21 protein-coding genes and 1 tRNA gene are annotated in these 26,977 nt (G+C 70.1%); 11 read left to right on the top strand and 11 right to left on the bottom strand.

The annotated features are described in order from the left end of the window. Positions 1-6: 6 nt before the first annotated feature. The 6 genes from rpoN to AC07NX_RS22160 form a co-directional block, all read right to left on the bottom strand. Positions 7-1,512 (bottom strand): RNA polymerase factor sigma-54, encoded by a 1,506-nt coding sequence (rpoN, locus tag AC07NX_RS22185; protein ID WP_494644777.1) that lies wholly within the window; start codon positions 1,510-1,512, stop codon positions 7-9. Positions 1,513-1,791: 279 nt separating this feature from the next. Continuing rightward, positions 1,792-2,550, bottom strand: coding sequence for an LPS export ABC transporter ATP-binding protein (gene lptB / locus AC07NX_RS22180; RefSeq protein WP_494644824.1), 759 nt, complete (start codon positions 2,548-2,550; stop codon positions 1,792-1,794). 18 nt (positions 2,551-2,568) lie between these two features. Beyond that, entirely contained in the window at positions 2,569-3,159 is a 591-nt protein-coding gene (locus AC07NX_RS22175; RefSeq protein WP_494644775.1) for an LptA/OstA family protein, read from the bottom strand. Between the two features lie 17 nt (positions 3,160-3,176). Then, the gene (gene lptC / locus AC07NX_RS22170) at positions 3,177-3,833 is read right to left on the bottom strand and encodes an LPS export ABC transporter periplasmic protein LptC (RefSeq protein WP_494644773.1); all 657 of its coding nucleotides are present in this window, start codon (positions 3,831-3,833) and stop codon (positions 3,177-3,179) included. Between the two features lie 11 nt (positions 3,834-3,844). Further along, complete coding sequence (locus AC07NX_RS22165) at positions 3,845-4,462, bottom strand: ribonuclease D (RefSeq protein WP_494644771.1); 618 nt, start codon at positions 4,460-4,462, stop codon at positions 3,845-3,847. 239 nt (positions 4,463-4,701) lie between these two features. Then, positions 4,702-4,788: transfer RNA gene (locus tag AC07NX_RS22160), tRNA-Leu, on the bottom strand. Between the two features lie 144 nt (positions 4,789-4,932). Between AC07NX_RS22160 and AC07NX_RS22155 the strand changes: the two genes are divergently transcribed. Further along, positions 4,933-5,889, top strand: a complete 957-nt coding sequence (locus tag AC07NX_RS22155) for a complex I NDUFA9 subunit family protein (protein ID WP_494644770.1) — start codon at positions 4,933-4,935, stop codon at positions 5,887-5,889. A gap of 178 nt (positions 5,890-6,067) precedes the next feature. On the opposite strand, the gene AC07NX_RS22150 is transcribed toward AC07NX_RS22155, so the two are convergent. Continuing rightward, the gene (locus AC07NX_RS22150) at positions 6,068-6,877 is read right to left on the bottom strand and encodes an undecaprenyl-diphosphate phosphatase (RefSeq protein WP_494644768.1); all 810 of its coding nucleotides are present in this window, start codon (positions 6,875-6,877) and stop codon (positions 6,068-6,070) included. A 233-nt stretch (positions 6,878-7,110) separates the two neighbouring features. Beyond that, entirely contained in the window at positions 7,111-8,607 is a 1,497-nt protein-coding gene (locus AC07NX_RS22145; protein WP_494644767.1) for a phosphomannomutase/phosphoglucomutase, read from the bottom strand. Between the two features lie 467 nt (positions 8,608-9,074). Between AC07NX_RS22145 and AC07NX_RS22140 the strand changes: the two genes are divergently transcribed. The 3 genes from AC07NX_RS22140 to AC07NX_RS22130 all read left to right on the top strand — a co-directional run bounded on the left by AC07NX_RS22140 (position 9,075) and on the right by AC07NX_RS22130 (position 15,705). Then, positions 9,075-10,520, top strand: a complete 1,446-nt coding sequence (locus AC07NX_RS22140) for an NAD(P)-dependent oxidoreductase (RefSeq protein ID WP_494644765.1) — start codon at positions 9,075-9,077, stop codon at positions 10,518-10,520. Positions 10,521-10,653: 133 nt separating this feature from the next. Beyond that, a complete protein-coding gene (gene gltB / locus AC07NX_RS22135) occupies positions 10,654-15,183 on the top strand; it encodes a glutamate synthase large subunit (protein ID WP_494644764.1) in 4,530 nt (1,509 codons plus the stop codon). Positions 15,184-15,231: 48 nt separating this feature from the next. Beyond that, a complete protein-coding gene (locus tag AC07NX_RS22130; protein WP_494644763.1) occupies positions 15,232-15,705 on the top strand; it encodes a hypothetical protein in 474 nt (157 codons plus the stop codon). Here the strand turns inward: AC07NX_RS22130 and AC07NX_RS22125 are convergent. Continuing rightward, the gene (locus AC07NX_RS22125; protein ID WP_494644762.1) at positions 15,702-16,856 is read right to left on the bottom strand and encodes a citrate/2-methylcitrate synthase; all 1,155 of its coding nucleotides are present in this window, start codon (positions 16,854-16,856) and stop codon (positions 15,702-15,704) included. The two genes, AC07NX_RS22130 and AC07NX_RS22125, sit on opposite strands and share 4 nt — an antisense overlap. A gap of 77 nt (positions 16,857-16,933) precedes the next feature. Between AC07NX_RS22125 and AC07NX_RS22120 the strand changes: the two genes are divergently transcribed. The 5 genes from AC07NX_RS22120 (at position 16,934) to queG (ending at position 22,623) form a co-directional block, all read left to right on the top strand. Next, positions 16,934-18,043 (top strand): citrate synthase/methylcitrate synthase, encoded by a 1,110-nt coding sequence (locus tag AC07NX_RS22120; RefSeq protein WP_494644760.1) that lies wholly within the window; start codon positions 16,934-16,936, stop codon positions 18,041-18,043. Positions 18,044-18,203: 160 nt separating this feature from the next. Beyond that, positions 18,204-19,136: a cation diffusion facilitator family transporter gene (locus AC07NX_RS22115; protein WP_494644759.1), complete on the top strand. Its 933-nt coding sequence runs from the start codon at positions 18,204-18,206 to the stop codon at positions 19,134-19,136. A gap of 79 nt (positions 19,137-19,215) precedes the next feature. Then, entirely contained in the window at positions 19,216-20,685 is a 1,470-nt protein-coding gene (rfaE1, locus tag AC07NX_RS22110; protein ID WP_494644758.1) for a D-glycero-beta-D-manno-heptose-7-phosphate kinase, read from the top strand. 137 nt (positions 20,686-20,822) lie between these two features. Further along, on the top strand, positions 20,823-21,509 hold the full coding sequence (gene fzlA / locus AC07NX_RS22105; protein WP_494644756.1) for an FtsZ-binding protein FzlA: 687 nt from the start codon (positions 20,823-20,825) through the stop codon (positions 21,507-21,509). Then, a complete protein-coding gene (queG, locus tag AC07NX_RS22100; protein ID WP_494644755.1) occupies positions 21,490-22,623 on the top strand; it encodes a tRNA epoxyqueuosine(34) reductase QueG in 1,134 nt (377 codons plus the stop codon). Before fzlA ends, queG begins: the two co-directional genes overlap by 20 nt. 22 nt (positions 22,624-22,645) lie before the next feature. Here queG and AC07NX_RS22095 read toward each other — a convergent pair whose 3' ends face one another. Beyond that, positions 22,646-23,890, bottom strand: a complete 1,245-nt coding sequence (locus AC07NX_RS22095) for a glycosyltransferase family 4 protein (protein ID WP_494644754.1) — start codon at positions 23,888-23,890, stop codon at positions 22,646-22,648. Positions 23,891-23,967: 77 nt separating this feature from the next. Here AC07NX_RS22095 and AC07NX_RS22090 point away from each other — a divergent pair, with 77 nt between their 5' ends. Next, positions 23,968-25,011: a glycosyltransferase family 2 protein gene (locus tag AC07NX_RS22090; protein WP_494644752.1), complete on the top strand. Its 1,044-nt coding sequence runs from the start codon at positions 23,968-23,970 to the stop codon at positions 25,009-25,011. Here the strand turns inward: AC07NX_RS22090 and argE are convergent. Then, positions 24,974-26,167 (bottom strand): acetylornithine deacetylase, encoded by a 1,194-nt coding sequence (gene argE, locus AC07NX_RS22085; protein WP_494644750.1) that lies wholly within the window; start codon positions 26,165-26,167, stop codon positions 24,974-24,976. The genes AC07NX_RS22090 and argE overlap by 38 nt on opposite strands. A 98-nt stretch (positions 26,168-26,265) precedes the next feature. Here argE and AC07NX_RS22080 point away from each other — a divergent pair, with 98 nt between their 5' ends. Next, complete coding sequence (locus tag AC07NX_RS22080; RefSeq protein ID WP_494644748.1) at positions 26,266-26,898, top strand: glutathione S-transferase N-terminal domain-containing protein; 633 nt, start codon at positions 26,266-26,268, stop codon at positions 26,896-26,898. Positions 26,899-26,977: the final 79 nt, after the last annotated feature.

The raw sequence follows: 26,977 nt of genomic DNA, 5'->3' as shown, positions 1-26,977 counted from the left end.
ATGGCGTCAGGCGGTTTCCTTGATCAAGCGGCGCCGTTCGACCGACGAGGGGATCCGCAGCGCCTCGCGATACTTGGCCACCGTGCGGCGGGCGATGTCGACGCCGCCTTCCTTGAGGATCTCGACGATGCGGTCGTCGGAATGGACGTCGGCCTCGGTGCGCTCGGCCTCGACCAGGCCCTTGATCTTGTGGCGCACGCTGGCGGCCGAATGGGCCTCGCCGCCCTCGGTGGCCTGGATCGCCGAGGTGAAGAAGTACTTCAGCTCGAACACCCCGCGCGGGGTGGCGATGTACTTGTTGGAGGTCACCCGGCTGACGGTCGATTCGTGCATGCCGATGGCGTCGGCGACGGTCTTCAGGTTCAGCGGCCGCAGGTGCTCGACGCCATAGGCCAGGAAGCCGTCCTGCTGGCGGACGATCTCGCTGGAGACCTTCAGGATGGTCTTGGCCCGCTGGTCGAGGCTCTTGACCAGCCAGTTGGCGGTGGCGAAGCTGTCGGAGACGAAGGTCTTTTCCTGGTCGGTCCGCGCGCCCTTGCTGATCCGGGCGTGGTAGCGCTGGTCGACCAGCACCTTGGGCAGGGTGTCGGTGTTCAGCTCCACGTGCCACAGGCCGCCGGGCGTCTCGCGCACATGGACGTCCGGCACCAGGGTCTGGGGCGGGTCCGAGTGGAAGGCCGCGCCGGGGCGAGGGGTCAGGGCGCGGATCTCGGCGACCATCTCGCGCAGGTCCTCGTCGTCGACGCCGCAGGCCTTGCGCAGGGCGTTCATGTCGCGGCGGGCCAGCAGGTCCAGATTGTCCAGCAGGGCGGCCATGCAGGGGTCGTAGCGGTTGACGTCCTTCAGCTGCAGGGCCAGGCATTCGCGCACGTCGCGGGCCATGACGCCGGCCGGCTCGAAGCCTTGCAGCACGGTCAGGACGTCCTCGACGAAGGCCAGGCCGCAGCCCAGGCGCTCGGACACCTCCTCGAGGTCGGCCCGAAGGTAGCCGGTGTCGTCGACCGCGTCGATCAGCACCCCGGCCACCACGGTCTGGGCGGGCGACAGGCCGGCCACGGCCAGCTGTTCGGTCAGGTGCTCGATCAGGGTCGGGGGGCGCGACAGGGCGCCCTCGTAATGGTCGTCGCTTTCGAAATTGCCGCCGCCGCCGGTGCGCGACCAGTCGATCTGGCCGCCGGCCTGCTCGGCGCCGTGGTCGGCCCCGTCGCCGGTGGCGCGTTCGCCGGGCGAGACGTCGTCGGGCGTGGCGTCCATCTGGCCGCTGGCGGCGCTGTCGGACACCGCGTCCAGGCCGAGGTTCTCGGTGGGGCGCTCGGCGATCTCTTCGGGGGCGCGTTCGGTCTCGGCCGGGCCGTCGTCGCGCTGGAGCAGGGGATTGCGCTCGAGCTCGGCCTCGACGAAGGCGTCGAGCTCGAGGTTCGACAGTTGCAGGAGCTTGATCGCCTGCTGAAGCTGCGGCGTGATGACAAGGCCCTGGCCTTGCCGAAGCTCCAATCTGTGGCCGAGAGCCAATGCGCCCTCCTGGGCAAATCAACGAACCTGTTGATCGCCATTGAAGGGCAGTCTGGTTAACGGGGCGCGAACGCCAGCAAAAAGCGGGCCAGTGCGACACTCCGTCCGGAGAGACGGGCGTTTTTCTCTCCGCTGCCGTGTAAGGCTTTGGAAAATTTGGACTTAAGCTGTGCTGGAGCGAGCATGAAACGGCCCGCGCGTCGGGCCGAGGGGCGCGCGGGCCGTTAAATTCTGCCGGGCATGCGGCGCCGGGCGATTAAAAACTCGCCGCCGAACGCCTCAGCGTTCGTCGAAGCTGTCGCCCAGATAGACGCGGCGCACCTCGGGATTGTCGACGATCTCCTGGGGCGAGCCTTCGAACAGCACCTCGCCGGCGTGGATGATCGAGGCCCGGTCGACCATCTGCAGGGTCTCGCGAACATTGTGGTCGGTGATCAGGATGCCGATGCCGCGGTTCTTCAGGTAGCTGACCACTTCGCGGATGTCGGAGATCGCCAGCGGGTCGATGCCGGCGAACGGCTCGTCCAGCAGCATGAACGACGGCTCGCTGGCCAGGGCGCGGGCGATCTCCACCCGCCGCCGCTCGCCGCCCGACAGGGCCACGGCCGGCGACTTGCGGATGTGGGTGATGCGCAGCTCTTCGAGGATCTGCGTCACGTGCTCGCGCGCCCTGCGCTGGTCCTTCTGGCGCATCTCGACCACGGCCATGACGTTCTGTTCGACCGTCATGCCGCGGAAGATCGAGGCTTCCTGCGGCAGGTAGCCCACGCCCATGCGGGCGCGCTGGAACATCGGCTGGCTGGTGATGTCCTCGCCGTCCAGATAGATCGAGCCGTAGTCGGCGGCGACCAGGCCGGTGATCATGTAGAAGCAGGTGGTCTTGCCGGCGCCGTTGGGGCCCAGCAGGCCCGCGACCTCGCCGCGCTTGAGGCGCAGGGAGACGCTCTTGACGACGGGGCGATCGCCGAACGACTTGCCGATGGCGTCGACGAACAGGCCTTCGGAGGCCGCGTCGCGGTTGACGCCCAGGGATTGCATCGAAAACGCCATGAGGTCCTACGGCTTGCCGGCGGGCTTTTTGTCTTTGTCGGAGGGATAGAGCACCGCCCGCACACGCGTCTTGCCGCGACCCGTGGCGTTGGATTCCATCTTCACGTCGTTGGTCTTGGTCTTGATCGTCATGCGGTCGCCGCGCGCCACGTCCTGGCCCTGGACGGCCACGACGTCGCCGGTCACCACGATGGTGTCGTTGTCATAGGTGTAGACGGCGTGGTCGCCGCGCACGGTCTGCTCGGGCGTCACGTAGAAGACGTTGCCGTCGGCCTCGACGCGGTCGACGTCGCCGCAGTCGTTGTTGCCGGTGGGCGAGGAGGTCTTGCCCGGCGTCTTGCGGCGATTGTAGACGGTCATGGTCGCCGCCCGCATGCGGGCCTTGTCCTGCAACACCTCGACCGCGCCGCGGAAGATGGTCTTGCACTGGCTGTTGATGACCTCCTGCTCGTCGGCGGAGATGTCCACCGGCGCGCTGGAATTGTTGCCGCCGGCGGCGGCCGTCTGGGCCATCGCCGCGCCCCCGAAGCCCACCAGGAGGGCCGGGCCGCTCAACAGGCTGAGGGCGATCGCCGTCGGCGCCATCCATCGATTCATCAACCAGGTCCTCATGTCTATTCGGGAGCCGTCCCTTGTTCCGGGACCGCTTGGCCCGTCTTCCGGTCGATCCGAGTCTTGACGCCGCCCCGGAAGATGATGCGGTCGCCCTTGTCATATACGGAGTAGGCGTTGGATTGCACCTGTCCAGTGGGACCTTCGCCTTGCAGCTCGGTTTCGCCGGTGGTGTTGCCGTTGCGGGTGTCGACCATGGCCTCGTCCGAGGCGAAGCGATAGCCGGCCCCGTCGTCCATGCGGACATTGCCGTAAAGCTGCAGCTTCAGGGTGTCTTCGCGATAGACGCCGCGGTCGGCGGTCGAGCGGGTGGGGGCGGGGCTGCCCACGCCCAGGGTCAGGGTCGGGGCGTCCAGGAACACCCGCTTGAGATCGTTCTCGTCGCGCACCGCCGAGCGGGCGGTGATGATGAACGGCCGCCCGTCGCTGGACTGGCCGTAGAAGCGCGGCGTGATCATCCGGATCTGCGTCTTGCCCTCGGACGGCCGGCGGTCGCCGGCGGTGAACGATCGCCAGGCCACCTGGCCGCCGACCGTCGCCAGGATGGCGACCATCGCGATCGGCAGGACCACGCGGGCCAGGCGGACGCGACGCGAGCGACGGCGCCAGCGGCGCAAGTCCCGCCTGTATCCCGCCCGATCCGCCTCCAGGGTGGTCATGCCTCCGGCCTTCAGCTGTGCGCGAAGATGTCGACGTCTTCCCAGCCGGCCAGGTCGAGGGCCGCGCGATGGGGAAGATAGTCGAAGGCGGCCCTCGCCAGGTCCATGCGGCCCTCGCGGACCAGCATGGCGTCCAGGCGCTCGCGCAGGGCATGCAGGTGCAGCACGTCGGAGGCCGCGTAGGCGACCTGTTCGGGCGACAGGGTCTGCGCGCCCCAGTCCGAGCTCTGCTGGACCTTCGACAGCTCGACGCCGACCAGTTCGCGCGTCACGTCCTTCAGGCCGTGGCGGTCGGTATAGGTGCGGGCCAGCTTGCTGGCGATCTTGGTGCAGTACACGGGCGCCGTCATGACGCCCAGATGCAACAGGAACATGGCGATATCGAAGCGGCCGAAGTGAAAAAGCTTCACCACGGTCGGATCGGTCAGCAGGCGCTTGAGGTTGGGCGCGTCGTAGGTCGAGCGGTCCAGGCGCACCACGTGGGCGTCGCCGTCGCCCGCCGACAGCTGGACCACGCACAGCGGGTCGCGGCCCAGGCGCAGGCCCATGGTCTCGGAATCGATGGCGACCGCGGTCGCGCCGGCGAAAGCGCCGTCCGGAAGGTCGCCTTCATGCAGAAAGTTGGCCAAGTCTCTTCGTCTCCGCGCCTCGGTCTCGTCGCACGGGACGTTGCGAATTCCGACACGCCTGAAAATAGGGCGCCGACACTATAGGCCGGATGAACAGGATATCTATCCGCTGGTCACGGCCATCGCCAGCCCTTGGTTGAGCTTGCCGAGCTTTCAATGTCCGGAAATTTTCGGAAGCCGGGCCGAGGCCTGGAAACTTTCGGCGCCACCCCGACCTTCTTTCGAAGGTTGGTAGGGGGTGGTGCCCAGGAGAGGACTCGAACCTCCACGACCTTTCAGTCACTGGCACCTGAAGCCAGCGCGTCTACCAATTCCGCCACCTGGGCCTGCGAAGCAATCCGTGGATCGCCGCGAGGCCGGGACGTTTATGCAAAGGTTTTGACCGCGTCAATCGCTTAGTTGCGCATTTCGTTGCGATTGGGCTCGCGGTCGTCTATCCCCCGGCTCACGGGTTTAGGACGAGGTTGATTATGCAAGGTCTGGTCACGGTGTTCGGCGGCTCCGGCTTCGTCGGCGGCCAGGTCGTACGGGCGCTCGCCAAGGCGGGCCATCGCGTGCGGGTCGCGGTGCGCAATCCCAACCTGGCCTATCGCATGCGAATGCTGGGCGACGTGGGCCAGATCGAGGTGGTGCAGGCCAATGTCCGCAACGTCCCGTCGGTGGCGCGCGCGGTCGACGGCGCCGAGGCGGTGGTCAACCTGGTCGGGGTCCTGTGGGAAAGCGGCCGGCAGACCTTCCAGACCCTGCACGTGATGGGCGCCAAGACGGTCGCCGAGCAGGCCCGGGCCGCCGGCGCCAAGCGCCTGGTCCAGGTCTCGGCCCTCGGCGCGGACCTGGAGTCGTCCTCGAAGTACCAGCGCACCAAGGCCCAGGGCGAGGCGGCCGTCCGCGCGGCCTTCCCGGGCGCGGTGGTGATCCGCCCGTCGGTCATGTTCGGGGCCGAGGACAAGTTCTTCAACAAGTTCGGCCAGATGGCCGCCCTGTTCCCCGCCCTGCCGCTGATCGGCGGCGGCGAGACGAAGTTCCAGCCGGTCTATGTCGGCGACGTGGCCCAGGTGGTGGCCAAGGCCGTCGTCAGCCCGGCCGCCGAGGGCCTGACCTACGAGCTGGGCGGCCCGGCCGTCTACAGCTTCAAGGCGCTGATGGAGCTGATCCTGCGCGAGACCGGCCGCAACCGCGTGCTGGCCCCGATCCCGTTCTTCGCGGCCGGCCTGATCGGCAAGGTCGGCGACCTGTCGCCGATCAACCCGCCGCTGACCTCCGACCAGGTCGAGACGCTGAAGACCGACAATGTCGCCGACAACGGCCTGCCGGGCCTGGCCGAGGCCGGCGTCGTCCCGACCGCGGTCGAGGCCGTGGTCCCGTCCTACCTCTACCGCTACCGGAAGGGCGGCCAGTACGCCGAGGTCCCGGCGGGGGCGTTCTGATTTCCCTTTTCCTTCTCCCCTTGCGGGAGAAGGTGGCGGCGTAGCCGCCGGATGAGGGGTCTCCCAAAAGCAAAAGCCGCGTCCGGTCTTGCGACTGGGCGCGGCTTTGTCGTTCGTCGACCCCTCACCCGACCCGCTACGCGGGCCACCCTCTCCCGCAAGGGGAGAGGGACCAGGATCAGCGCGGCATGTAGATCAGGCCCAGGCCGACCACCCCCACCACGATCCGCCACCAGGCGAACGGGGTGAAGCCGCGCTTGCCGATGAAGGCGATCATGGTCTTGACCACCACCAGGCCCGACAGGAACGAGACCACGAAGCCGACGGCGATCGTGCCGGCGTGGCTGGGGTCGATGTCCTTGTAGCTCTTGAGCAGGTCCAGGGCGAAGGCCCCGACCATGATCGGGATGGCCATGAAGAAGCTGAACTCGGCCGCGGCCTTGCGCTCGACCCCCAGCAGCATGGAGCCGACGATGGTCGAGCCCGAGCGCGACACGCCGGGCAGCAGCGACAGGCACTGGAACAGGCCGATCAGGAAGGCCGTCTTCAGGCTCAGCGCCATGCCGTCCTCCTCGCGCACCGGCAGATCGGAGCGGTCGACCCACAGCAGCAGGAACCCGCCGAGGATCAGCGACACGCAGATCACCTGCGGCAGCCAGGGGTTCTCGAAGAAGTGCTTGATCACCCCATGCAGCAGCAGGCCGGCGGCGAAGGCCGGGATGCAGCCGATGATCACGCTCAGGGCGAAGCGGCGGGCTTCCGGCTTGCTCGGCAGGTCGACCACCACCTGCCACAGGCGCTGGAAATAGACCGCGACCACGGCCAGCACCGCGCCCAGCTGGATCAGGACGATGAACGTGTCCCAGGTCGGGTCGGTCAGGCCCAGGGCGATCTTGGTCAGCAGCAGGTGCCCGGTCGAGGACACGGGAATGAACTCGGTCAGGCCCTCGACCAGGCCCAGCACGATCGCGATCAGCCAATCCGGCATCGTCAGTCCTCTCAAGGGCCGGGCCTCCGGGCGCTCGGCCGTACAAAAGCCCGGCCGGGCCGTGCGCCTGGCGGGTAAACAGCGGGTTTATCCGCGTGGCCGCGCCGCGGAACCGCGGAGACGACCCCGACGGTCCCTCAAGGCCGTCCTGCCCCGATTTCGTGTCGATCGTTCGTCCGCCCGGCCGGGCCCGCCTGAAAAGCGGGCGACGGCGGGCCCGGGGCGCGGGCGCGTCAGATTTCCTGGTTGTACTTGCCGACCCGGTCGCCCAGGCGCGGCTTGACCTCCTGGCGGAACAGGGCCCGCATGTCGTCCTCCGACCGCGTGCTCTCGACCACCACCACGATCTCGGGCTTGTTGGACGAGGCCCGGACCAGCACCCACGAGCCGTCCTCCAGGTGCACGCGCACGCCGTTGACGGTGATCACCTCGGTGATCCTGCGGCCCAGGATCGAGCCGCCGGCGGCGAACAGGTCCTCGTATTCCTTCACCACGTCGGCGACGACGCCGTACTTCACCTCGTCGCCGCAGTGTGGGCTCATGGTCAGGGAGGTGAAGGCCACGGGCAGGGCCTTGCGCATGTCCGACAGCTTCACGCCCGGATTGCGGTCCAGCATGGCCAGGACGGCCGCCGCCGCGGTCAGGCCGCAGTCGTAGCCGTAGCCCAGGTCGCCGTTCATGAAGAAGTGGCCGCTCTTCTCGAAGCCGGCCAGGGCGCCCAGCTCGGCGCTCTTGCGCTTGATGTAGCTGTGGCCGGTCTTCCAGTAGACCACCTTGCAGCCGTGGGCGGCCAGGATCGGGTCGGTGGCGTAGAGGCCGGTCGACTTGACGTCGACCACGAAGGTCGCGCCCGGGTTCAGCGGGGCCAGGTCGCGGGCCAGCATCAGGCCGATCTTGTCGGCGAAGATCTCCTCGCCCTCGTCGTCGACCACGCCGCAGCGGTCGCCGTCGCCGTCGAAGCCGAAGGCCAGGTCGGCGCCATGCTCGCGGACGGCCTTGGCCATCGCGTGCAGCATCTCGGCGTCCTCGGGGTTCGGGTTGTACTTGGGGAAGGTGTAGTCGAGGTCCGTGTCCATGCCGATGACGTCCGAGACGCCCATCCGTTGCAGGCCCTCGACGGCGAAGGCGCCGGCCGTGCCGTTGCCGCAGGCGGCGATCACCTTCAGCGGCCGGGTGATCTGGGCGCGCTTGGCGACGTCGGCGATGTAGCGCTCGGCCTGGCCCGCGACGCGGATCAGCTTGCCGCCGTCGCGCTCGACGAAGGCGCCGGAGAGCACGATCTCCTTCAGCCGGCCCATCTCGTCGGGGCCGAAGGTCAGGGGCTTCTGGGCGCCCATCTTCACCCCGGTCCAGCCGTTCTCGTTATGGCTGGCGGTGACCATGGCCACGCAGGGGACGTCCAGGTCGAACTGGGCGAAATAGGCGGTGGGCGACAGGGCCAGGCCGATGTCGTGCACCTCGCAGCCGGCGGACAGCAGGCCCAGGGTCAGGGCTTGCTTGATCGACAGCGAATAGCCGCGGAAGTCGTGGCCGACCACGATCCGCGACTGGCCCAGCTCGTGGATGTAGGTCCCCAGGCCCAGGCCCAGGGCCTGCACGCCCAGCAGGTTGATCTCCGGCCCGAACAGCCACCGCGCGTCGTACTCCCGGAAGCCCGTGGCCTTGACCAGGGGTTCGTTCTCATAGGCGGCGGTGTTGGGAACGAGATCGGCGCGGGGCTTGGAGAACATCAATCACAATTTCGGTTGTTGAGAGGGCGGGGCGGTGGCGTCGCGGCGGGCGCGGTCCGCGGGACTCGCGCCGTTTCGCCAAGAGCAAGGCTTGGACCGAAGTCCCGGCATGATTATCCGGAGCTTGTGACGATTTGCCAGGTCTCCCGGAGGGCGCGAGCGCGGGGCTCGGCCGGTGCGGCGCGAAGGCGTTGTTGTTAGAGCGGCCGCCCGCGCAAGGCAATGCGGCCGCGCGGGCCGAAGGCGTCATGGTTCCAGTCGGAGTCGCGATTTCAGGACTGTTTCCGACTATAGTCTAGAAAATAGACCAATATAAGGGCCTTCTGCGAGTCTCTCGCAATAACCCCACCTGGCTCACGGATATATTTGTCTACATTTTTGACTTATGCATTCTTCTTGCCACCAAGAATCCGTATGAGGCCCGCGCACGCAAATTTTTCCCCGGAAGCGGGGACGAGGGAAGTCGCATGGCCGAGCGCATGCTGAAATTCACGACCGTCGCCCGCACGACGCCCGAAAAGCGGGCGGCGGGCGAGCGCAATGGCGACTTCCACGAGATCTACGCCGACTTCATCGATGCGAAGGCCTCCGAGCAGGCCTCGCGTTGTTCGCAATGCGGCGTGCCGTTCTGCCAGACCCACTGTCCGCTGCACAACAACATCCCCGACTGGCTGCGGATGACCGCCGAGGGCCGGCTGGAAGAGGCCTACCAGCTGTCGCAGGCGACCAACTCCATGCCGGAGGTCTGCGGTAGAATCTGCCCCCAGGACCGGTTGTGCGAAGGCAATTGCGTCATCGAGCAGTCGGGCCACGGCACCGTGACCATCGGCTCGGTCGAGCGCTACCTGACCGACAGGGCCTGGGAGATGGGCTGGGTGAAGCCGCTGGTCGCCAAGGCCGACCGCGGCCAGTCGGTGGGGATCATCGGCGCCGGCCCGGCCGGCCTGGCCGCCGCCGAGAAGCTGCGCGAGGAAGGCTACGCCGTCACCGTCTACGACCGCCACGACCGGCCCGGCGGCCTGCTGATCTACGGCATTCCCGGCTTCAAGCTGGAAAAGGACGTGGTCGAGCGCCGCACCGGGCGCCTGGCCGACGGCGGGGTCATCTTCAAGCTGGGCTTCGAGGTCGGCCGCGACGCCACCCTGCAACAGCTGCGCGACCAGCATGACGCGGTGCTGATCGCCGTCGGCGTCTATGCCGCGCGCGACCTGGTGGCGCCGGGCGCGGGCTCACAGGGCGTGGTGCCGGCGCTGGACTACCTGATCGCCTCCAACAAGAAGACGCTGGGCGACGATGTCCCGGACTTCGACAGCGGCGTGCTGAACGCCGAGGGCAAGGACGTGGTCGTGGTCGGCGGCGGAGACACCGCCATGGACTGCGTGCGCACAGCCATCCGCCAGGGCGCCACCTCGGTCACCTGCCTCTATCGCCGCGACAAGGCCAACATGCCCGGCTCGCTGCGCGAAGTGGCCAATGCCGAGGAGGAGGGCGTCACCTTCGAATGGCTGGCCGCCCCGCGGGCCGTCATGGGCGAGGCCTCGGGCGTCACCGGCGTGCGGGCCGTCCGCATGCGCCTGGGGGCCCCGGACGCCTCGGGCCGCCAGACCCCGGAAGAGATCGAGGGGGGCGACTTCGATCGTCCGGCCCAGCTGGTGGTCAAGGCCCTGGGCTTCGAGCCCGAGAACCTGCCGGAAGCCTGGTCGGCGCCCGACCTGAAGACCACGCGCTGGGGCACGGTCAAGGCCGATGTCCGCCACCAGATGACCAATCTGGACGGCGTGTTCGCGGCCGGCGACATCGTGCGCGGCGCCTCCCTGGTGGTCTGGGCGATCAAGGACGGCCGCGACGCCGCCGACGCCATGCACCGCTACCTGATGACCAAGGCCTCCGCGATTTCGATCGCGGCCGAGTAAGTGCGGCTGATTTCCTCGTCCTTCGACAAGCTCAGGATGAGGAAATCAGACTGCCAGTGACGCTTCAGTAGCCCTCATCCTGAGCTTGTCGAAGGACGAGGGCGGACCAAAGACACCCTTCTGGGAGGCCGCCATGGCCCAAGACATCGACCTCTATCTGAAGAACCGCCAGGCCCTGATCGACGGCCACGCCTACGACCCCTCGACCGAGCGCGACGCGTGCGGCGTGGGCCTGGTCTGCGCCATCGACGGCCAGCCGCGCCGCGAGGTCGTCGAACTGGCGATCAAGGCCCTCAAGGCCCTGTGGCACCGGGGCGCGGTCGACGCCGACGGCAAGACCGGCGACGGGGCCGGCGTGCTGGTCAGCGTCCCGCAGGACTTCTTCGTCGACCAGGTGCGCCGTACCGGCCACGCCCTGCGCCAGGGTCCGGTCGCCGTCGGCCAGATCTTCCTGCCGCGCACCGACCTGGGCGCCCAGGAGGCCTGCCGCACGATCGTGGAAGCGGAAGCCCTGCGCTTCGGCTTCTACATCTATGGCTGGCGCCAGGTGCCGGTCGACACCTCGGTGATCGGCGAGAAGGCCAACGCCACGCGTCCCGAGATCGAGCAGATCATGCTGGCCGCCCCGGCCGGCCTGGAGGGCGAGGCGCTGGAGCGCGCCCTGTTCCTGTGCCGCAAGCGCATCGAAAAGCGTGTCCACGCCCAGAACATCAGCGACTTCTACATCTGCTCGTTCTCGGCCAAGTCCCTGATCTACAAGGGCATGTTCCTGGCCGAGCACATCGACGAGTTCTATCCCGACCTCAAGGACGAGCGCTTCGCCGCGGCGGTGGCGATCTTCCACCAGCGCTATTCGACCAACACCTTCCCGCAATGGCGCCTGGCCCAGCCGTTCCGGATGCTGGCCCACAATGGTGAGATCAACACCATCAAGGGCAACATCAACTGGATGAAGTCCCACGAGATCAAGATGGCGGCCGACGCCTTCGGCGAGTTCGGGGACGACGTGAAGCCGGTGATCCAGCCGGGCGGGTCGGACTCGGCCAACCTGGACAACACCTTCGAGGTGCTGGTTCGGGCCGGCCGCGACGCGCCGATGGCCAAGACCCTGCTGGTCCCCGAGGCCAACGGCCCGCACATGAAGGCCTCGCACAAGGCCCTCTACAGCTATTGCAACGCGGTGATGGAGCCGTGGGACGGCCCGGCCGCCCTGTGCGCCACCGACGGCCGCTGGGTCGTGGCCGGCAAGGACCGCTCGGGCCTGCGCCCGCTGCGCGTGGCCTATACCGACGACGGCCTGGTGATCATGGGCTCGGAAGCGGGCATGTGCGGCGTCGAGGAAAGCCGCATCACCCGCAAGCTGGCGATCTCGCCGGGCCGGATGATCGCCATCGACCTGGGCGAGGGCAAGCTCTACGGCGAGGACGCCATCATCGACGAGCTGGCCGGCCGCCACCCCTATACCGAGTGGCTGGGCAACATGGTCGATCTCGAAAAGGAGATCGGCCCCGGCCCCGAGCCGCGCAAGTACGGCCGCGAGGAGCTGATCCGCCGCCAGGCGGCCGCCGGTTTCAGCCTCGAGGACCTGGAAATGGTCCTGGCCCCGATGGTCGAGGAGGGCAAGGAAGCCGTCGGCTCGATGGGCGACGACGCGCCGCTGGCCGTGCTGTCGGAAAAGTACCGGCCGCTCAGCCACTTCTTCCGCCAGAACTTCAGCCAGGTGACCAACCCGCCGATCGACCCCCTGCGGGAGACCGGCGTGATGAGTCTGAAGACCCGGTTTAAGAACCTGGGCAACATCCTGGCCCAGGACGCCGCCCAGGCGGACGTCTACGTGCTGGAAAGCCCGGTCCTGACCACCGGCATGTACGAGCGCATCCACGGCCTTCTGGGCCAGAAGAATGTCGCCGTCATCGACTGCACCATGCCGCTGCCCGCCCCGGAAGCCCGTCCGGGCGACGCCCTGCGCGCCAATCTGGACCGCATCCGGGCCGAGGCCGAGGACGCGGTGCTGCGCGGCTGCGGCGCCATCGTCCTGACCGACGAGGGATCGCAGGCCGACCGCGTGGCCCTGCCGATGATCCTGGCCACCGGCGGCGTTCACGCCCACCTGGTCAACAAGGGCCTGCGGTCGTACGTCTCGATCATCGTCCGCTCGGCCGAGTGCCTGGACACCCACTATTTCGCGGTGCTGGTCGGGGTCGGGGCCACGGCGGTCAACGCCTACCTGGCCCAGGAAAGCTTCCAGGACCGCCTGGAGCGCGGCCTGGTCGGCGACAAGTCGCTGCGTGACGTCTGCATCAACTTCAAGACGGCCATCGAGGGCGGCCTGCTGAAGATCATCTCCAAGATGGGCATCAGCGTCATCTCCTCGTACCGCGGCGGCTACAACTTCGAAGCCGTCGGCCTGTCGCGCGCCCTGGCCGCCGAGTTCTTCCCCGGCATGCCCTCGCGCATCTCGGGCATCGGCCTGGCGGGCCTGGAGAGCAAGGCGGTCGAGCTGCACCGCAAGGCCTGGGGCGAGCCGGCCGTGACCCTGCCGGTCGGCGGCCTCTACAAGCTGCGCCGCTCGGGCGAGGCCCACGCCTTCGAGGCGCGGCTGATCCACACCCTGCAGAGCGCCTGCGACACCGGCGATTTCGAGCTGTACCGCCGCTGGTCCAACGGCCTGCGCACCCAGAAGCCGATCCAGCTGCGCGACCTGCTGGACTGGCGCTCGGACCGCAACCCGATCTCGACCGACGACGTCGAGAGCGTCAACGAGATCCGCAAGCGCTTCGTCACGCCGGGCATGAGCCTGGGCGCCCTGGGCCCCGAGGCGCACGGCGTGCTGAACATCGCCATGAACCGGATCGGCGCCAAGTCGGTGTCGGGGGAGGGCGGCGAGGACTCCGCGCGCTACAAGCCCCTGCCGAACGGCGACAACCCCAACAGCGCCATCAAGCAGGTGGCCTCGGGGCGGTTTGGCGTCACCGCCGAATATCTGAACCAGTGCCGCGAGATCGAGATCAAGGTCGCCCAGGGCGCCAAGCCCGGCGAGGGCGGCCAGCTGCCCGGCTTCAAGGTCACCGAGATGATCGCGCGGCTCCGCCACGCCACGCCCGGCGTGATGCTGATCAGCCCGCCGCCGCACCACGACATCTATTCGATCGAGGACCTGGCCCAGCTCATCTATGACCTCAAGCAGATCAACCCGATCGCCCGGGTCACGGTGAAGCTGGTGGCCGCCACCGGCATCGGCGCCATTGCGGCCGGCGTCGCCAAGGCCAAGGCCGACGTCATCCTGGTGGCCGGCAATGTCGGCGGCACCGGCGCGTCCTCGCAGACCTCGGTCAAGTACGCCGGCGGCCCGTGGGAGATGGGCCTGTCGGAAGCCAACCAGGTGCTGACCTTGAACAACCTGCGCCACTCGGTGGTGCTGCGCACGGACGGCGGCATCCGCACCGGCCGCGACGTGGTGATCGCCGCCATGCTGGGGGCCGAGGAGTTCGGCATCGGCACCGCGTCCCTGGTGGCCATGGGCTGCATCATGGTCCGCCAGTGCCATTCCAACACCTGCCCGGTGGGGGTCTGCACCCAGGACGAGGCCCTGCGCGCCAAGTTCACCGGCACGCCGGAAAAGGTCATCAACCTGTTCAGCTTCGTGGCCGAGGAAGTCCGCGAGATCCTGGCGGGCCTGGGCTTCCGATCCTTGCAGGAGATCGTCGGCCGCACCGACCTGCTGGCCCAGGTCAGCCGCGGCGGCGAGCACCTGGACGACCTGGACCTGAACCCGCTGCTGGTCCGCGCCGATCCCGGCCAGAACAAGCCGTACTGCACCGTCGAGGGCGGCCGCAACGCCGTGCCCGACACCCTGGACGCCCAGATCGTCCGCGACGCGGCGCCCCTGCTGGAGCGCGGCGAGAAGATGCAGCTGACCTACACGGTCCGCAGCACCGCCCGGTCGATCGGCTCGCGCACCTCCAGCCACATCGTGCGCAAGTTCGGCATGAAGGGCCTGCCCGCCGGCCACCTGACCGTCCAGCTCAAGGGCTCGGCCGGCCAGAGCCTGGGGGCCTTCGCGGTCCAGGGCCTGCGCATCGAGCTGACCGGCGAGGCCAACGACTATGTCGGCAAGGGCCTGTCGGGGGCGACGATCGTGATCAAGCCGGCCCGCGGCCTGGCCGCGCCGGAGACCAACACCCTGATCGGCAACACCGTGCTGTTCGGGGCCACCTCGGGTCGGATGTTCGCGGCCGGCCAGGCCGGCGAGCGCTTCGCGGTCCGCAACTCCGGCGCCACCACGGTGGTCGAGGGCTGCGGGGCCAACGGCTGCGAGTACATGACCGGCGGCCAGGTGGTGATCCTGGGCCCGACGGGCGGCAACTTCGGAGCCGGCATGACCGGCGGCATGGCCTTCGTCCTGGACCAGCACGGCCGGTTCGAGAACCTGGTCAATCCGGAGAGCATCCTGGTCCAGCGCCTGGCCTCGCCCTACTGGGAAGGCGTGCTGCGCTCGCTGGTGGCCGAACACGCCCGCGAGACGGACTCGGCCTTCGCCGAGAGCCTGCTGCGCGACTGGGACCGGGTGCGCGATCTGTTCTGGCAGGTCTGCCCCAAGGAGATGGTCTCGCGTCTGCCCCAGCCCCTGGCGGCGGAAGAGGCGGTTCACGAGCGGGCCTAGCGTCACCGCTCGGATGAGTTAGCATGAGCGTCTCAACCGGGGCGGCTCATGCTTTCTTCCCTTATGGTGCTAGCCACGATGGCGGTGGTCCAGGCTGGTCCGACGCCGGCCTGGCAGGACGATCCTCGCGATCCGCGGATGATCGGCCCGTGGCGCCTGTCCTGCCGCCGCGACGGTAATCTCTCCGGCTGGAACCCTGTCGAGGCCTGCGGCGCCAACGCCGAAGTCGGCAAGGTTCGACTGATCATCGCCCGGTCCGCGACCGAGGCGCGCACCGATTTCGTCGTCGACGGCTGTTTCTCGCGAGCGGGCCTGGTGGATATCCCGCTTGCGGCCTTGGACAGGCCGGGCCCGGCCCGTGTCCGGATCGTCCGGAACGCCCTGCGACGGACCATAAGGGCGTCGGTCGATCATTGCTCGGCCGGTTCGGCGCTCGAGGCCTTCGTCATCAGCGACGGAGACATCGCGGCGATCCTGGAGGGCAGCGACGGCCTCAAGGACCTCAACCGACCGGGCGCCTAACCCGCCGTCGCCGGCTTGGGCCCGATGTACCGCGCCCTTGGCCGGATCAGCTTGCCCGTCTGCAGCTGCTCGATCGCGTGGGCGTGCCAGCCGGCCATGCGGCCGACCGCGAACAGGCTGAACGGCGCATCGACGGGCAGGGATAGGGTCCGGGCCATGGCCACCAGGGCGAAGTCGATGTTCGGCGCTTGGCCGGTGGCGGCCTCGGTCTCCGCGCGCAGTTGCGCCATCGCGGCCGGGACCTTGAAGGCGTCCAGCAGGGCCGCCGCGCGCGGGTCGCCGTCCGGATAGAGCGGGTGGCCGAAGCCGGGCATGGCCGAGCCCTGGGCCAGGCGTTCGGCCACCGCCCGGGCCGGCCCGCGCCGCTCCGCCTCGTCGACGAACGTCTCCACCCGCGCCGCCATGCCCCCATGCAGGGGCCCCGACAGCGCCGTCAGCCCGGCCAGGGACGCCGCCGCCAGCGAGGCCCCGGTCGAGGCGGCGACCCGCACCGCGAAGGTCGAGGCGTTCAGCTCGTGGTCGGCCAGCAGCACCAGGGCCCGGCGGATCAGGTCGGCGCCGGCGGCGTCCAGAGCCCAGGCGTCGGCCAGTCGCCGATGGATCGGCCCGTCGCCAATCGACCCGGCCACGGCGTCGGCGGCGGCCTCCAGCAGGCCGGCCGCCTCCATGGCCAGGGCCAGGGGCGCGCGGCCCCGGGCCGGCGGATCGGTTCCCGCGCGGGCCGCCAGGGTGGAGAACAGCCGGGCGCGCGGCGTCTCGCCCTTCTTCGGCTTCTTCGGCTCCGGCCCGGTCAATGGCGCGCCGTGGCCGCCGCGCAGCAGGCGGGCGACCTGCTCCAGGCTGTGCATGCGGGCCAACTCCGCGGCGTCCTGGCCGCGATAATAGAGGCGACCCTCGAGGATCGTGGTGATCGCCGAGGGCAGCACCGGTTCACCCCAGGCGATGGCCTCCGCCGCCACGTCGGCGGCTCGCCGTCCGCGCGCCTTCTTCGCCGCCAGCGCCGCGACGTCGGAGGCGCGGTACAGGCTGCGGCGCGGATCGTCGGGGTGGGCGGTCGCGCCCACCCGGCCCCGACTGACATAGGCGTACAGCGTCTGGGCCCGCACGCCGAGCGCCGCCATCGCCTGTTCCGCGTCGATCCATTCGGCCATTCACATTGATTATATTGATCAAGATTGACGATCAAGTCCTGGAGGCGTGGATTGGCGGCCGAAAGGAGACCTGATCCATGTCACAAGGTCTTTCCGCCCCGGCCGCCGAAGGCCTGGAGGGCGTTGTCGCCGCCCGCACCGTGCTGTCCGACGTCGACGGCCTGGCCGGCCGCCTGACCATCCGGGGCTACGCCGTCGAGGACCTGGCCCACCGCGCCGGGTTCGAGGACGTCGCCCACCTGCTGCTGGACGGCTTCTTCGACGGCATGCCGTCGGACCTGGCCCCGGCCCTGGGCGCGGCCCGGGTCCGCGCCTTCGCCGAGCTCGCCGCCCTGGACGAGGGCCTGGCCGGGCGCGATCCCGTCGAGGCCGTCCGCGCCCTGATCGCCCGCCTGCCGGACGGCGACGGCCTCGACACGGCCCTGCTGCTGATCGCCGCCCCGGCGGTCTTCACGCCCGCCGTGCTGCGCGTCGCGGCCGGCCGGTCGCCGGTCGCCCCGGATCCCGCCCTGTCGCACGCCGCCGACATGTTGCGGATGGCGCGCGGCGTTCCGGCCACGGACGGCGAGGCCCGAGCGCTGGACGCCTATCTGGTCACGGTCTGCGATCACGGCCTGAACGCCTCGACCTTCGCCGCGCGAGTGGTGGCCTCCACCCGCGCCGGCCTGACCTCGGCGGTGCTGGCCGGGATCTCGGCCCTCAAGGGCCCGCTGCACGGCGGCGCGCCGGGCCCGGTGATCGAGATGCTGGACGCCATCGGGACGCCCGACAACGCCCAGGCCTGGCTCCTGGCGGCCCTGGCGCGCGGCGATCGGCTGATGGGCTTCGGGCACCGCATCTACCGGGTCCGCGACCCCCGCGCCGACGCCCTGAAAGCCGCGATCCGCCAGCTGGCCCAGACCTCGAACACCGTGCCCGGCCGCCTGGCCTTCGCCGAGGCGGTGGAGCAGGCCGCCCTGCGGATCCTGCGTGACCACAAGCCCGACCGGCCGCTGGAGACCAATGTCGAGTTCTACACCGCCCTGCTGCTGGAGGCCCTGGGCCTGCCGCCGGCCAGTTTCACCTGCGTGTTCGCCATGGGCCGCACGGCCGGCTGGATCGCCCACGCGCGGGAACAGCTGGCCACCGGCAAGCTGGTGCGCCCGCAGTCGGTCTATGTGGGGCCGAGGACCAAGGCGGCGGCCTAGCGGGCTCGCGGCTTGAGGTGGGGACACACACTCATTCCACAGCGTGGGCCAGTCTTGCGCGGCCTTGCCATGAGTGTGTGTCCCCGTCTTTGCCCTTGCGAACCTCTCGCGCGAGTCGTTCTCGCTGGGGCCGCATCGCGGCGCTTGCTACACAGGCGGCATGTCCGCCCCCGCCTTGACCCCCGCAGAGTCCCTGGTGCTCACCCGTCGCGTGACCACCTTGTCGGTGGGCGTGGCGGCGATCCTGATCGTGATCAAGGGCGCCGCCTGGCTGATGGGACATTCGGTGGCCATGCTGGCCTCGCTGGCCGACAGCGGCCTGGACCTGATCGCCTCGCTGATCACCTTCTACGCCGTGCGCTACGCCGCCGAGCCGCCCGACGCGGAACACCGCTTCGGCCACGGCAAGGCCGAGGCCTTCGCCAGCCTGACCCAGGGCGGACTGGTGTTCGCCTCCGCGGCCCTGATCGGCCAGGAGGCCGTCCGCGCCTTCGCCCGCGCCGAGCCGCCCGAGCATGGCGCCCTGGGCGTCGGCGTCATGGCCGCCTCGATCGTCCTGACCCTGATGCTGATCCGGGCCCAGACCGAGGTGACCCGGCGGACGCGCTCGGTGGCGGTGTCGGGCGATCGCGCCCACTACGCCGCCGACCTGGCCTCGAACGCCGTGTCGCTGGTCGGCGTCGGCGCGGCCAGCCTGCTGCACCTGGCCTGGGTGGACGCCGCCGCCGGCCTGGCCGTGGCCCTGTGGCTGCTGTGGGGCGCGATCGGCGTGTTCCGCGAGGCGGCCCACCAGCTGATGGATCACGAACTGCCTCTGGAGGACCGCGAGAAGATCATCACCCTGCTGACCGCCGATCCGCGCGTGCTCGGCGTCCACCAGGTGCGCACGCGGGCCTCGGGACCCTACATGCACGTCCAGGCCCACATGGACCTGGATCCGACCCTGGTCCTGAGCGTCGCCCACGCGGTGATGGTGGCGGCCGAGAACCGCGTCCTGGAGGCCTTTCCGGCCGCCGACATCCTGCTTCACCCCGATCCGCGCGGCGTGGCCGAGCCGCATGGCGGGGCGTTCGGCGAGGTCCCGCCGCGCTGAGCGCGCATCGCCGGGCTTGCCGACCGCGTCCGGCGGGGCCAAATGGCGCTTTCCGCAGAGACGACGAGCGACCCACCCGATGGACGACACCCTGGCCAAGCTGCCGCGAGCCTTCGCGGGCGCCACCGTGCTGGTGCTGGGCGACGTGATGCTGGACCGCTTCGTCTACGGGGCCGTCGACCGCATCTCGCCCGAGGCGCCGGTGCCGGTGATCGCCGTCGAGCGCGAGACGGTGATGCTGGGCGGGGCCGGCAACGTGGCCCGCAACGTCGCGGCCCTGGGCGGCCGGGCGGTGCTGGTGGGCGTGGTCGGCGACGACGACGCCGGCCGGGTGCTGACCGGCCTGATCGACCGCGAGGCCAGCCTCGACTCGGCCCTGATCGTCGACGCCCGCCGCCGCACCACCGAGAAGACCCGCTACATCTCCGGCTCGCACCAGATGCTGCGCGCCGACCGCGAGGACCGGGGCGAGGCCGACGGCCAGGCCCTGCTGGCGGCGTTCAACGCCCACCTGCGCGAGGTCGACGTGGTGGTGCTGTCCGACTACGCCAAGGGCGTGCTGACCCCGCTGGTGCTGAAGGCCGCCATCGCCGCCGCCAACGCGGCCGGCAAGCCGGTGATCGTCGACCCCAAGAGCCGCGACCTCTCGCGTTACGACGGCGCCACCCTGATCAAGCCGAACCGTCGCGAGGCCGCCGAGGCCACGGGCGTGACCGGAGCCGGCGACGAGGCCGCCGCCGAGGCCGCCGGCGCTATCCTGGCCACGGCCCCCAACCTGTCGGCCGCCCTGATCACCCGCGGCGGGGCGGGCATGACCCTGGCCGCGCGCGGCGAGGCCCCGGTCCACCTGCCCGCCACCGCCCTGGAGGTGTTCGACGTCTCCGGGGCCGGCGACACCGTGGCCGCCACCCTGGCGCTGGCGCTGGCGCGCGGCGCCAGTCCGCTGGACGCGGCGCGCCTGGCCAACCTGGCGGCCGGCCTGGTGGTGGCCAAGCTGGGCACCGACGTGGTCACCGCCGACGAACTGGTCGGCCTGGCCCACGGCGAGCACGCCGACCCGGTCGCCGACAAGATCGCCGACCTCGACGGGGCCCTGGCCGTCGTCGCCGGCTGGCGGGCGCGCGGCCTGAAGGTCGGCTTCACCAACGGCTGCTTCGACCTGCTGCATCCGGGCCACGTCTCGCTGCTGGCCCAGGCCCGGGCCGCCTGCGACCGGCTGATCGTCGGCCTCAACACCGACGCCTCGGTCCAGCGCCTGAAGGGGCCAACCCGGCCCGTGCAGAAGGAAGGCGGCCGCGCCACGGTGCTGGCCTCGCTGTCGGCCGTGGACCTGGTGGTGCTGTTCGACGAGCCGACGCCGCTGACCCTGATCCAGGCCTTCCGTCCCGACGTCCTGGTCAAGGGCGCGGACTATACGGTCGAGACGGTGGTCGGCTCGGACGTGGTGCTGGGCTATGGCGGCAAGGTGCTGCTGGCCCAGCTGAAGCCCGGCCAGAGCACCACCAATCTGATCGGCCGGATGAACGCCCCGGCCGACGCCGAGCGCTGAGCCGGGGCCTCAAGCCGGGGTCCGAGAGGGAATGCCCGCATTTTGACCATGAACCCCGGCGATAAGCGGCGTTCAGCAAGCTGTTGTTAAGCAAAGCGGCGCATCGATCGAACGATGCAGCCTGAATGCGCGTGGGCATGAGCGTCGAACGAACCCTTCACCATTTTCCTCTGGACCCGGCCTCCCGCCAGGTGCGCCTCGCCCTGGGCGAGAAGCGTCTGCCGTTCGTCGAGGTGCAGGTGCGCTACTGGGAAGGTCCGGCCGAGTTCCTCAAGCTCAACCCGTCGGGCGTGCCGCCGGTGCTGGTCGAGACCCGCCACCAGCGCACCACGGTGGTGGCCGAGGCCCGCGCGATCCTCGAGCACATCGAGGAGCAGGAGCCCGAGCCCGCCCTGCTGGGCCGCGAACCGGGCGAGCGGGCCGAGGCGCGCCGCCTGCTGCAATGGTTCGACCGCAAGTTCGACAACGAGGTCAACGGCTTCCTGCTGCACGAGAAGATGGAAAAGCGTCTGCTGCGGCTGGGCGCGCCGGACCTGTCGTCCCTGCGCCGGGGCCGCGACGCCCTGCGCGCCCACATGGACTACATCGAGGGCCTGCTGAACACCCGCGACTGGCTGGCCGGCCGGCGGATGAGCCTGGCCGACTTCGCCGCCGCCGCCCACCTGTCGGTGATCGACTATTTCGGCGACGTGCCGTGGAAGGACTTCCCGGCGACCAAGACCTGGTACATGAAGCTGAAGTCCAGGCCCGCCTTCCGACCCATCCTGGCCGATCGCTGGCCGGGCCTGGCGCCGGTCGCGCACTATGACGATCTCGACTTCTGACCCTCCGAACCGGGCGCTGAGGGACGAAATCCGCGCCGAGGCCCTGCGGCTTGGCTTCGACGCCTGCGGTTTCGCCAGCGCCAGCGACGCCTGGCCCAACGGCGGTTGGCTGCGCGACTTCGTGGCCGAGGGCTTCCACGGGGCCATGGGCTGGATGGAGGAGACGCTGGACCGGCGCTCGCACCCCACGGCCATGTGGACCGACGCGAAGACGGCGGTGGTGCTGGGCGTCAACTACGGTCCCGAGCACGACCCGCTGCTGGCCCTGCAGGATCCGTCACGCGCGGCCATCAGCGTCTACGCCCAGGGCGACGACTATCACGAGGTGATCAAGAAGCGGCTCAAGGCCCTGGCCCGCTGGATGCACGGCCGGTTCGGCGGCGAGGTGAAGGTGTTCGTCGACACCGCCCCGCTGATGGAAAAGCCCCTGGCCCAACGGGCCGGCCTGGGCTGGCAGGGCAAGCACACCAACCTGGTCTCGCGCCAGTTCGGCTCGTGGCTGTTCCTGGGCAGCGTGCTGACCACCCTGGACCTGCCCGCCGACCCGCCCGAGCGCGACCATTGCGGCTCGTGCCGCGCCTGTCTTGACATCTGCCCGACCCGGGCCTTTCCGGCGCCGTACCAGCTGGATGCGCGGCGCTGCATCTCCTACCTGACCATCGAGCTGTCGGGGCCGATCCCGGTCGAGTTCCGGGAAGCCCTGGGCAACCGCATCTACGGCTGCGACGACTGCCTGGCCGCCTGCCCGTGGAACAAGTTCGCCAGCCTGTCCAGCGAGATGGCCTTCCACGCCCGCGAGACCCTGAAGGGCCCGTCGCTGGCCGAACTGGCCGGGCTGGACGATCCGGCGTTTCGGGCCCTGTTCAGCAAGAGCCCGGTCAAGCGCATCGGCCGCGACCGCTTCGTGCGCAACGTGCTCTACGCGATCGGCAACAGCGGCGACGCCGGGCTGATGGCGGTGGTCGAGCCGTTGCTGGCCGATCCCTCGCCGACGGTGCGCGGCGCGGCGGTCTGGGCGGCGGGACGGCTGCTGGACGCGACGGCCTTCGCGCGGCTGGCCGGGGCGGTGGCGGAGGAGGATCCGGCGGTGCGGGCGGAGTGGGAGAGGGCGTGATCGGCGGGGAATGAAGGGCGGCTCAATCCTCGCGGCTCGGCCCCTCCGAGGCGACGGCCGGGCCCAGGGCGTCGCGCATCCGCGCGGCGACGACCGATGGGGCGAGGCGGCGCTGGATCATGGCCCTGGCCTCGACGCCCAGGTGGGCGCGGCGCTCGGGGTCGTCGATCAGCTCGGCCAGGGCCTGGCCCGCGGCCTGGGTGTCGGCCTCGGCCCACAGGCCGCCGCTATAGATGCCCTGCCTGTCCTCCACGGCGCGCAGATCGTAGGGGATGAGGACGGCGGAAGCGTCGTCCATGAAGTCGAGGTTCCCGGACCAGGCGGTGGCGACCACGGCCTTGCCGGCCGCCATGGCCTCGGCGGGCAGCAGGCCGAACCCCTCGGAGCGGTGCAGCGACAGCAGGATGTCGCTGCTGGCCAGCAGCTGGTCGCGCTCGATGGCGCTGAGCGCCTCCGTCATCAGCCTCACGTCGGCGGCGTCGCCGATCGCCTCTCGGAGCTGGCGCAGCGCCTCGGGGGCGGCGTCGCCCCCGACCGTCTTGAACACCAGGGTGGCCGGCCGTCGCGCGCGGGCCTTGGCGCGCCGAAAGGTGTCCAGAGCCGCCAGCGGGTTCTTGCGGGCGATGGTCGAGCGGAAGTCGAAGGCGCACAGGACGATCGTCTCGTCGCCGAACCCGAACCGGTCGCGGGCCGGAGCCATGTCGTTCAACGGAACGGCGATGGGCATGACGCGCACCTTCACCCGCCGCGGTGCGGCGCGGCGGATGGCGTCGGCGGTGAATTCCGACAAGGCCCAGACCTCGTCCACATAACGGAAGGCCGGCTTCCACAACGCGGGGATCTCGGAAAGCTCCCAGGCCCAGCAGCCGATGATATACTTATCCTCGAACGTCGCCGATCCCGTCGTGCCGATCAGGCGGATCAGCTCCGGCGGGTTCATCTGGGCGATCAGGACGCCGGGGCCCGGCGCCGGCGGGTTGGTGTCGCCGGCCGGCAGGCGTCGCGCATGGCCCATCAGCTCGGAAATATCCCAGGCCCGGGCCGCCACGCCGGCCTCGCGCAGGGCCAGAGTCGCCGAACGGACCGCCTCGCCGAGGCCGAGGACCGCGCCATGGAACCCGGCGATGGTGATCGGCGCGACGCGCGGCGGCCGGGCGCGACGGCGCCAGCCGTAGAGGTGGTAGGCCCGGAGGGCGGGCAAACGCGTCGAGATCGCCTGGCTGAACGCCGGCGCATGGCGCCAAGCCAGGTCGCGGAGATATTTCATCACGATCACTGTACCTGAGAGAGGTCGGGCTGTGTTAGCCAGTTCCCCCGCTTGGCTTCAATAGAACAGTCGTGTCCATGGGTTCGCCGCCGCTCGTCAGCGTCATCGTCGTCTCGTATCAGAGCGGTCCGACGCTGGCGCGCTGCCTGGAGGCGCTGCGGGTCCAGACCTTCACCGATTTCGAGGTCCTGCTGGTCGACAACGCCTCGACTGACGGCGCGCCCCAGGCCGCGGCGGCGGCCGACCCGTCGATCCGCTTGCTGGAGCCGGGCGTCAATCTCGGCTTCGCGGCGGGCAACAACTTGGCGGCGCGCGAGGCGAAGGGACGCTGGCTGACGCTGCTCAACCCCGACGCCTACGCCCGGCCCGACTGGCTGGAGGCCCTGGTCGCGGGCGCGGCGCGCCACCCGGACGTCCGCTGCTTCACCTCGCTGCAGATGGTGGCCGACGCGCCCGGCCTGATGGACGGGGCGGGCGACGTGATGACCTCGGCCGGCATCCCGTTCCGGGGCGGCTATCGTCGTCGCCTGCCGGCCGACCTGCCCGAGGGCGAGGTGTTCTCGGCCTGCGGGGCGGCGACGCTGATCGATCGCGACCTGTTCCTGCAGCTGGGCGGCTTCGACGAGCGGTTCTTCTGCTATTGCGAGGACGTCGACCTGGGCTATCGCCTGCGGCTGGCCGGCGAGCCGACCCTGCTGCTGCCGGGGGCGGTGGTCGAGCACGTGGGTTCGGCCAGCACCGGGGTGCGCTCGGACTTCGCCATCTTCCACGGCTCGCGCAATCGCGTGTGGACCTTCATCAAGAACACCCCGCCGCTCCTGCTGTGGCTGACCGCGCCCCTGCACGTGGCGGTGACGGCCGGCCTGCTGCTGCTGCACTGGCGACGGGGCGACGCCGCGCCGGTGGTGCGCGGGATCCGGGCCGCCTTCCAGCGCCAGGCGCTGGATCCGATCCTGGCCTCTCGGCGCGCGCTGCAGGCGGGCCGCAGGGCCGGCTCCTGGGACATCCTGCGGGCCATGGCGATCGACCCGGTGGCGTTCTTCGGCCGGCGGATCGTCATCCGCCGCCACCGATCGCCGGCCGTCACGCCTGGGAAAGATCCTCGACCAGCCGGCGCATGAAGGCCGCGCCGCGCTCCATCTGGCTGACCTCGACATATTCGTCGGGCTGGTGGGCCTGGTCGATCGAGCCGGGGCCGCAGATCACGGTCGAGAAGCCCGCGCCCTGGAACTGGCCGGCCTCGGCGGCGTAGGGCACGACGCGGGGCGGGCCGTTGTCGCCGGCGATGCGGCGGGCGAAGGTCTCGGCCGCCCCGTCGACCTCGGGGGCGAAGGCCGGGGTCATCGAGCGGGTCTCGACCACCACGCCGCCTTCGGGAGCCTTGGCCTTGATCCCGGCGTCCAGCCGGCCGGCCAGGGCGAAGAAGTCGGCCAGGATCGCCTTGGGCTCCAGGCCGGCGGGGACGCGCAGGTCGAAGATGAACACGCACTCCCGGGCCAGGATGTTGACCGCCGTGCCGCCATTGACCTGGCCGACGGTCAGGGTCGCGCCCTTGGGGGTGAACGGCGAGGCGGGATCGGCCTCGCGCTCCAGCCGCTCGGACAGCTCGACCAGGTGGCTCATCAGCTTGATGGCGACCATGTTGGCCGAGACGCCCAGGTGGGTCAGGCTGGAATGGGCCTCGCGGCCGGTGACCGTGACGCGGAAGCTGGCGATGCCCTTGTGGCCGCGCACCGCGACCATGTCGGTGGGCTCGCCGACCACCACCAGGGCCGGGCGGGGCAGTTCGCCGGCGATCACCGCGATCATGTCCGGCGCGCCCAGACAGCCGATCTCCTCGTCATAGGAGAAGGCCAGGTGGACGGGGCGGTTGAGGGGCACCCTGGCCAGGTCCGGGGCCGCTGCGAGGGCCAGGGCCAGGAAGCCCTTCATGTCGCAGGTTCCCCGGCCATAGAGCCGGCCGTCGCGCGGGGTCAGGACGAACGGGTCGCTGGACCAGGGCTGGCCGTCGACCGGCACCACGTCGGTATGGCCCGACAGCACGATCCCGCCCGGGATCGCCGGGCCGATGCTGGCCAGCAGGTTGCTCTTGGTCCCGTCGGCGTTGGGCACCCGCCGCGAGGTGATTCCCAGATCGGACAGATAGGCCTCGACCCATTCGATCAGGGCGAGGTTGGACCGGCGCGAGGTGGTGTCGAAGGCCACCAGGGTGGCGAGAATGTCGATGGCGCGGGCGGCCAGGACTTCGGACGAGGCGATTTGCTGGGAACGAACCATGGCCCGACCCTAGCGCGGCGGCTGGCGCGCGCCTACCAGGGCGTGGCCCTGACGGCCTGCTTGGCGTTCTATGCCTGGGCGGCAAGCGGAGACCCGCCATGATCGACCTCTACACCTGGACCACGCCCAACGGCCGCAAGATTCCGATCGCCCTGGAGGAGCTGGGGCTGGACTACCAGGTCCACCCGGTCGATATCGGCCAGAACCAGCAGTTCGCGCCCGACTTCCTGCGCGTCTCGCCCAACAACAAGATCCCGGCCATCGTCGACCACGACGCGCCGGAGGGACCGCAATCGGTGTTCGAGAGCGGGGCGATCCTGGTCTATCTGGCCGAGAAGACCGGCAAGCTGCTGGCGGCCTCGGGTCCGGCGCGGGTGGCGGCGCTGGAGTGGACCTTCTGGCAGGTCGGCGGACTGGGGCCGATGGCCGGCCAGCTGGGCTATTTCGCCCTGCGCGCCCCCGAGGCCGTCGAGCTGGCCATCGACCGCTTCGCCGACGAGGTGCGCCGGTTGCTGGGGGTGATGGAGGGGCGTCTGGAAAAGGTCCGCTACCTGGCCGGCGACGACTATTCGATCGCCGACATCGCCAGCTACGCCTGGACCCTGGCGGCGCTGGAGACGCTGGAGAAGGTCCAGCCGGACCGGCCGCCCCTGCCGGCTGTGCGGGCCTGGCTGGAGCGGGTCGGCGAGCGCGCGGCCGTGCGGCGCGGCATGGCCGTGCCGAAGGTGTAGAGGACCTAGCAGGCTGTTGAAGAAGTCCGTAGCGGTGCGGGACTGGGCATGATTCACTCTCTCAAGCGAGGCTTGAGGG

The sequence above is a fragment of the Caulobacter sp. GW821-FHT09A05 genome, from assembly GCF_059418465.1.
The sequence above is the reverse complement of the archived record's forward strand: the minus strand, read 5'-3'. Positions and strand labels throughout refer to the sequence as shown.

Coding starts and splice junctions, on each gene's coding strand:
- lptB (WP_494644824.1), bottom strand. CDS start 2,550: ATGCAATCCCTGGGCGTCAACCGCGACGCGGCCTCCGAAGGCCTGTTC.
- AC07NX_RS22175 (WP_494644775.1), bottom strand. CDS start 3,159: ATGAATCGATGGATGGCGCCGACGGCGATCGCCCTCAGCCTGTTGAGC.
- lptC (WP_494644773.1), bottom strand. CDS start 3,833: ATGACCACCCTGGAGGCGGATCGGGCGGGATACAGGCGGGACTTGCGC.
- AC07NX_RS22155 (WP_494644770.1), top strand. CDS start 4,933: ATGCAAGGTCTGGTCACGGTGTTCGGCGGCTCCGGCTTCGTCGGCGGC.
- AC07NX_RS22150 (WP_494644768.1), bottom strand. CDS start 6,877: ATGCCGGATTGGCTGATCGCGATCGTGCTGGGCCTGGTCGAGGGCCTG.
- AC07NX_RS22145 (WP_494644767.1), bottom strand. CDS start 8,607: ATGTTCTCCAAGCCCCGCGCCGATCTCGTTCCCAACACCGCCGCCTAT.
- AC07NX_RS22140 (WP_494644765.1), top strand. CDS start 9,075: ATGGCCGAGCGCATGCTGAAATTCACGACCGTCGCCCGCACGACGCCC.
- gltB (WP_494644764.1), top strand. CDS start 10,654: ATGGCCCAAGACATCGACCTCTATCTGAAGAACCGCCAGGCCCTGATC.
- AC07NX_RS22130 (WP_494644763.1), top strand. CDS start 15,232: ATGCTTTCTTCCCTTATGGTGCTAGCCACGATGGCGGTGGTCCAGGCT.
- AC07NX_RS22125 (WP_494644762.1), bottom strand. CDS start 16,856: ATGGCCGAATGGATCGACGCGGAACAGGCGATGGCGGCGCTCGGCGTG.
- AC07NX_RS22120 (WP_494644760.1), top strand. CDS start 16,934: ATGTCACAAGGTCTTTCCGCCCCGGCCGCCGAAGGCCTGGAGGGCGTT.
- AC07NX_RS22115 (WP_494644759.1), top strand. CDS start 18,204: ATGTCCGCCCCCGCCTTGACCCCCGCAGAGTCCCTGGTGCTCACCCGT.
- rfaE1 (WP_494644758.1), top strand. CDS start 19,216: ATGGACGACACCCTGGCCAAGCTGCCGCGAGCCTTCGCGGGCGCCACC.
- fzlA (WP_494644756.1), top strand. CDS start 20,823: ATGAGCGTCGAACGAACCCTTCACCATTTTCCTCTGGACCCGGCCTCC.
- queG (WP_494644755.1), top strand. CDS start 21,490: ATGACGATCTCGACTTCTGACCCTCCGAACCGGGCGCTGAGGGACGAA.
- AC07NX_RS22095 (WP_494644754.1), bottom strand. CDS start 23,890: ATGAAATATCTCCGCGACCTGGCTTGGCGCCATGCGCCGGCGTTCAGC.
- AC07NX_RS22090 (WP_494644752.1), top strand. CDS start 23,968: ATGGGTTCGCCGCCGCTCGTCAGCGTCATCGTCGTCTCGTATCAGAGC.
- argE (WP_494644750.1), bottom strand. CDS start 26,167: ATGGTTCGTTCCCAGCAAATCGCCTCGTCCGAAGTCCTGGCCGCCCGC.
- AC07NX_RS22080 (WP_494644748.1), top strand. CDS start 26,266: ATGATCGACCTCTACACCTGGACCACGCCCAACGGCCGCAAGATTCCG.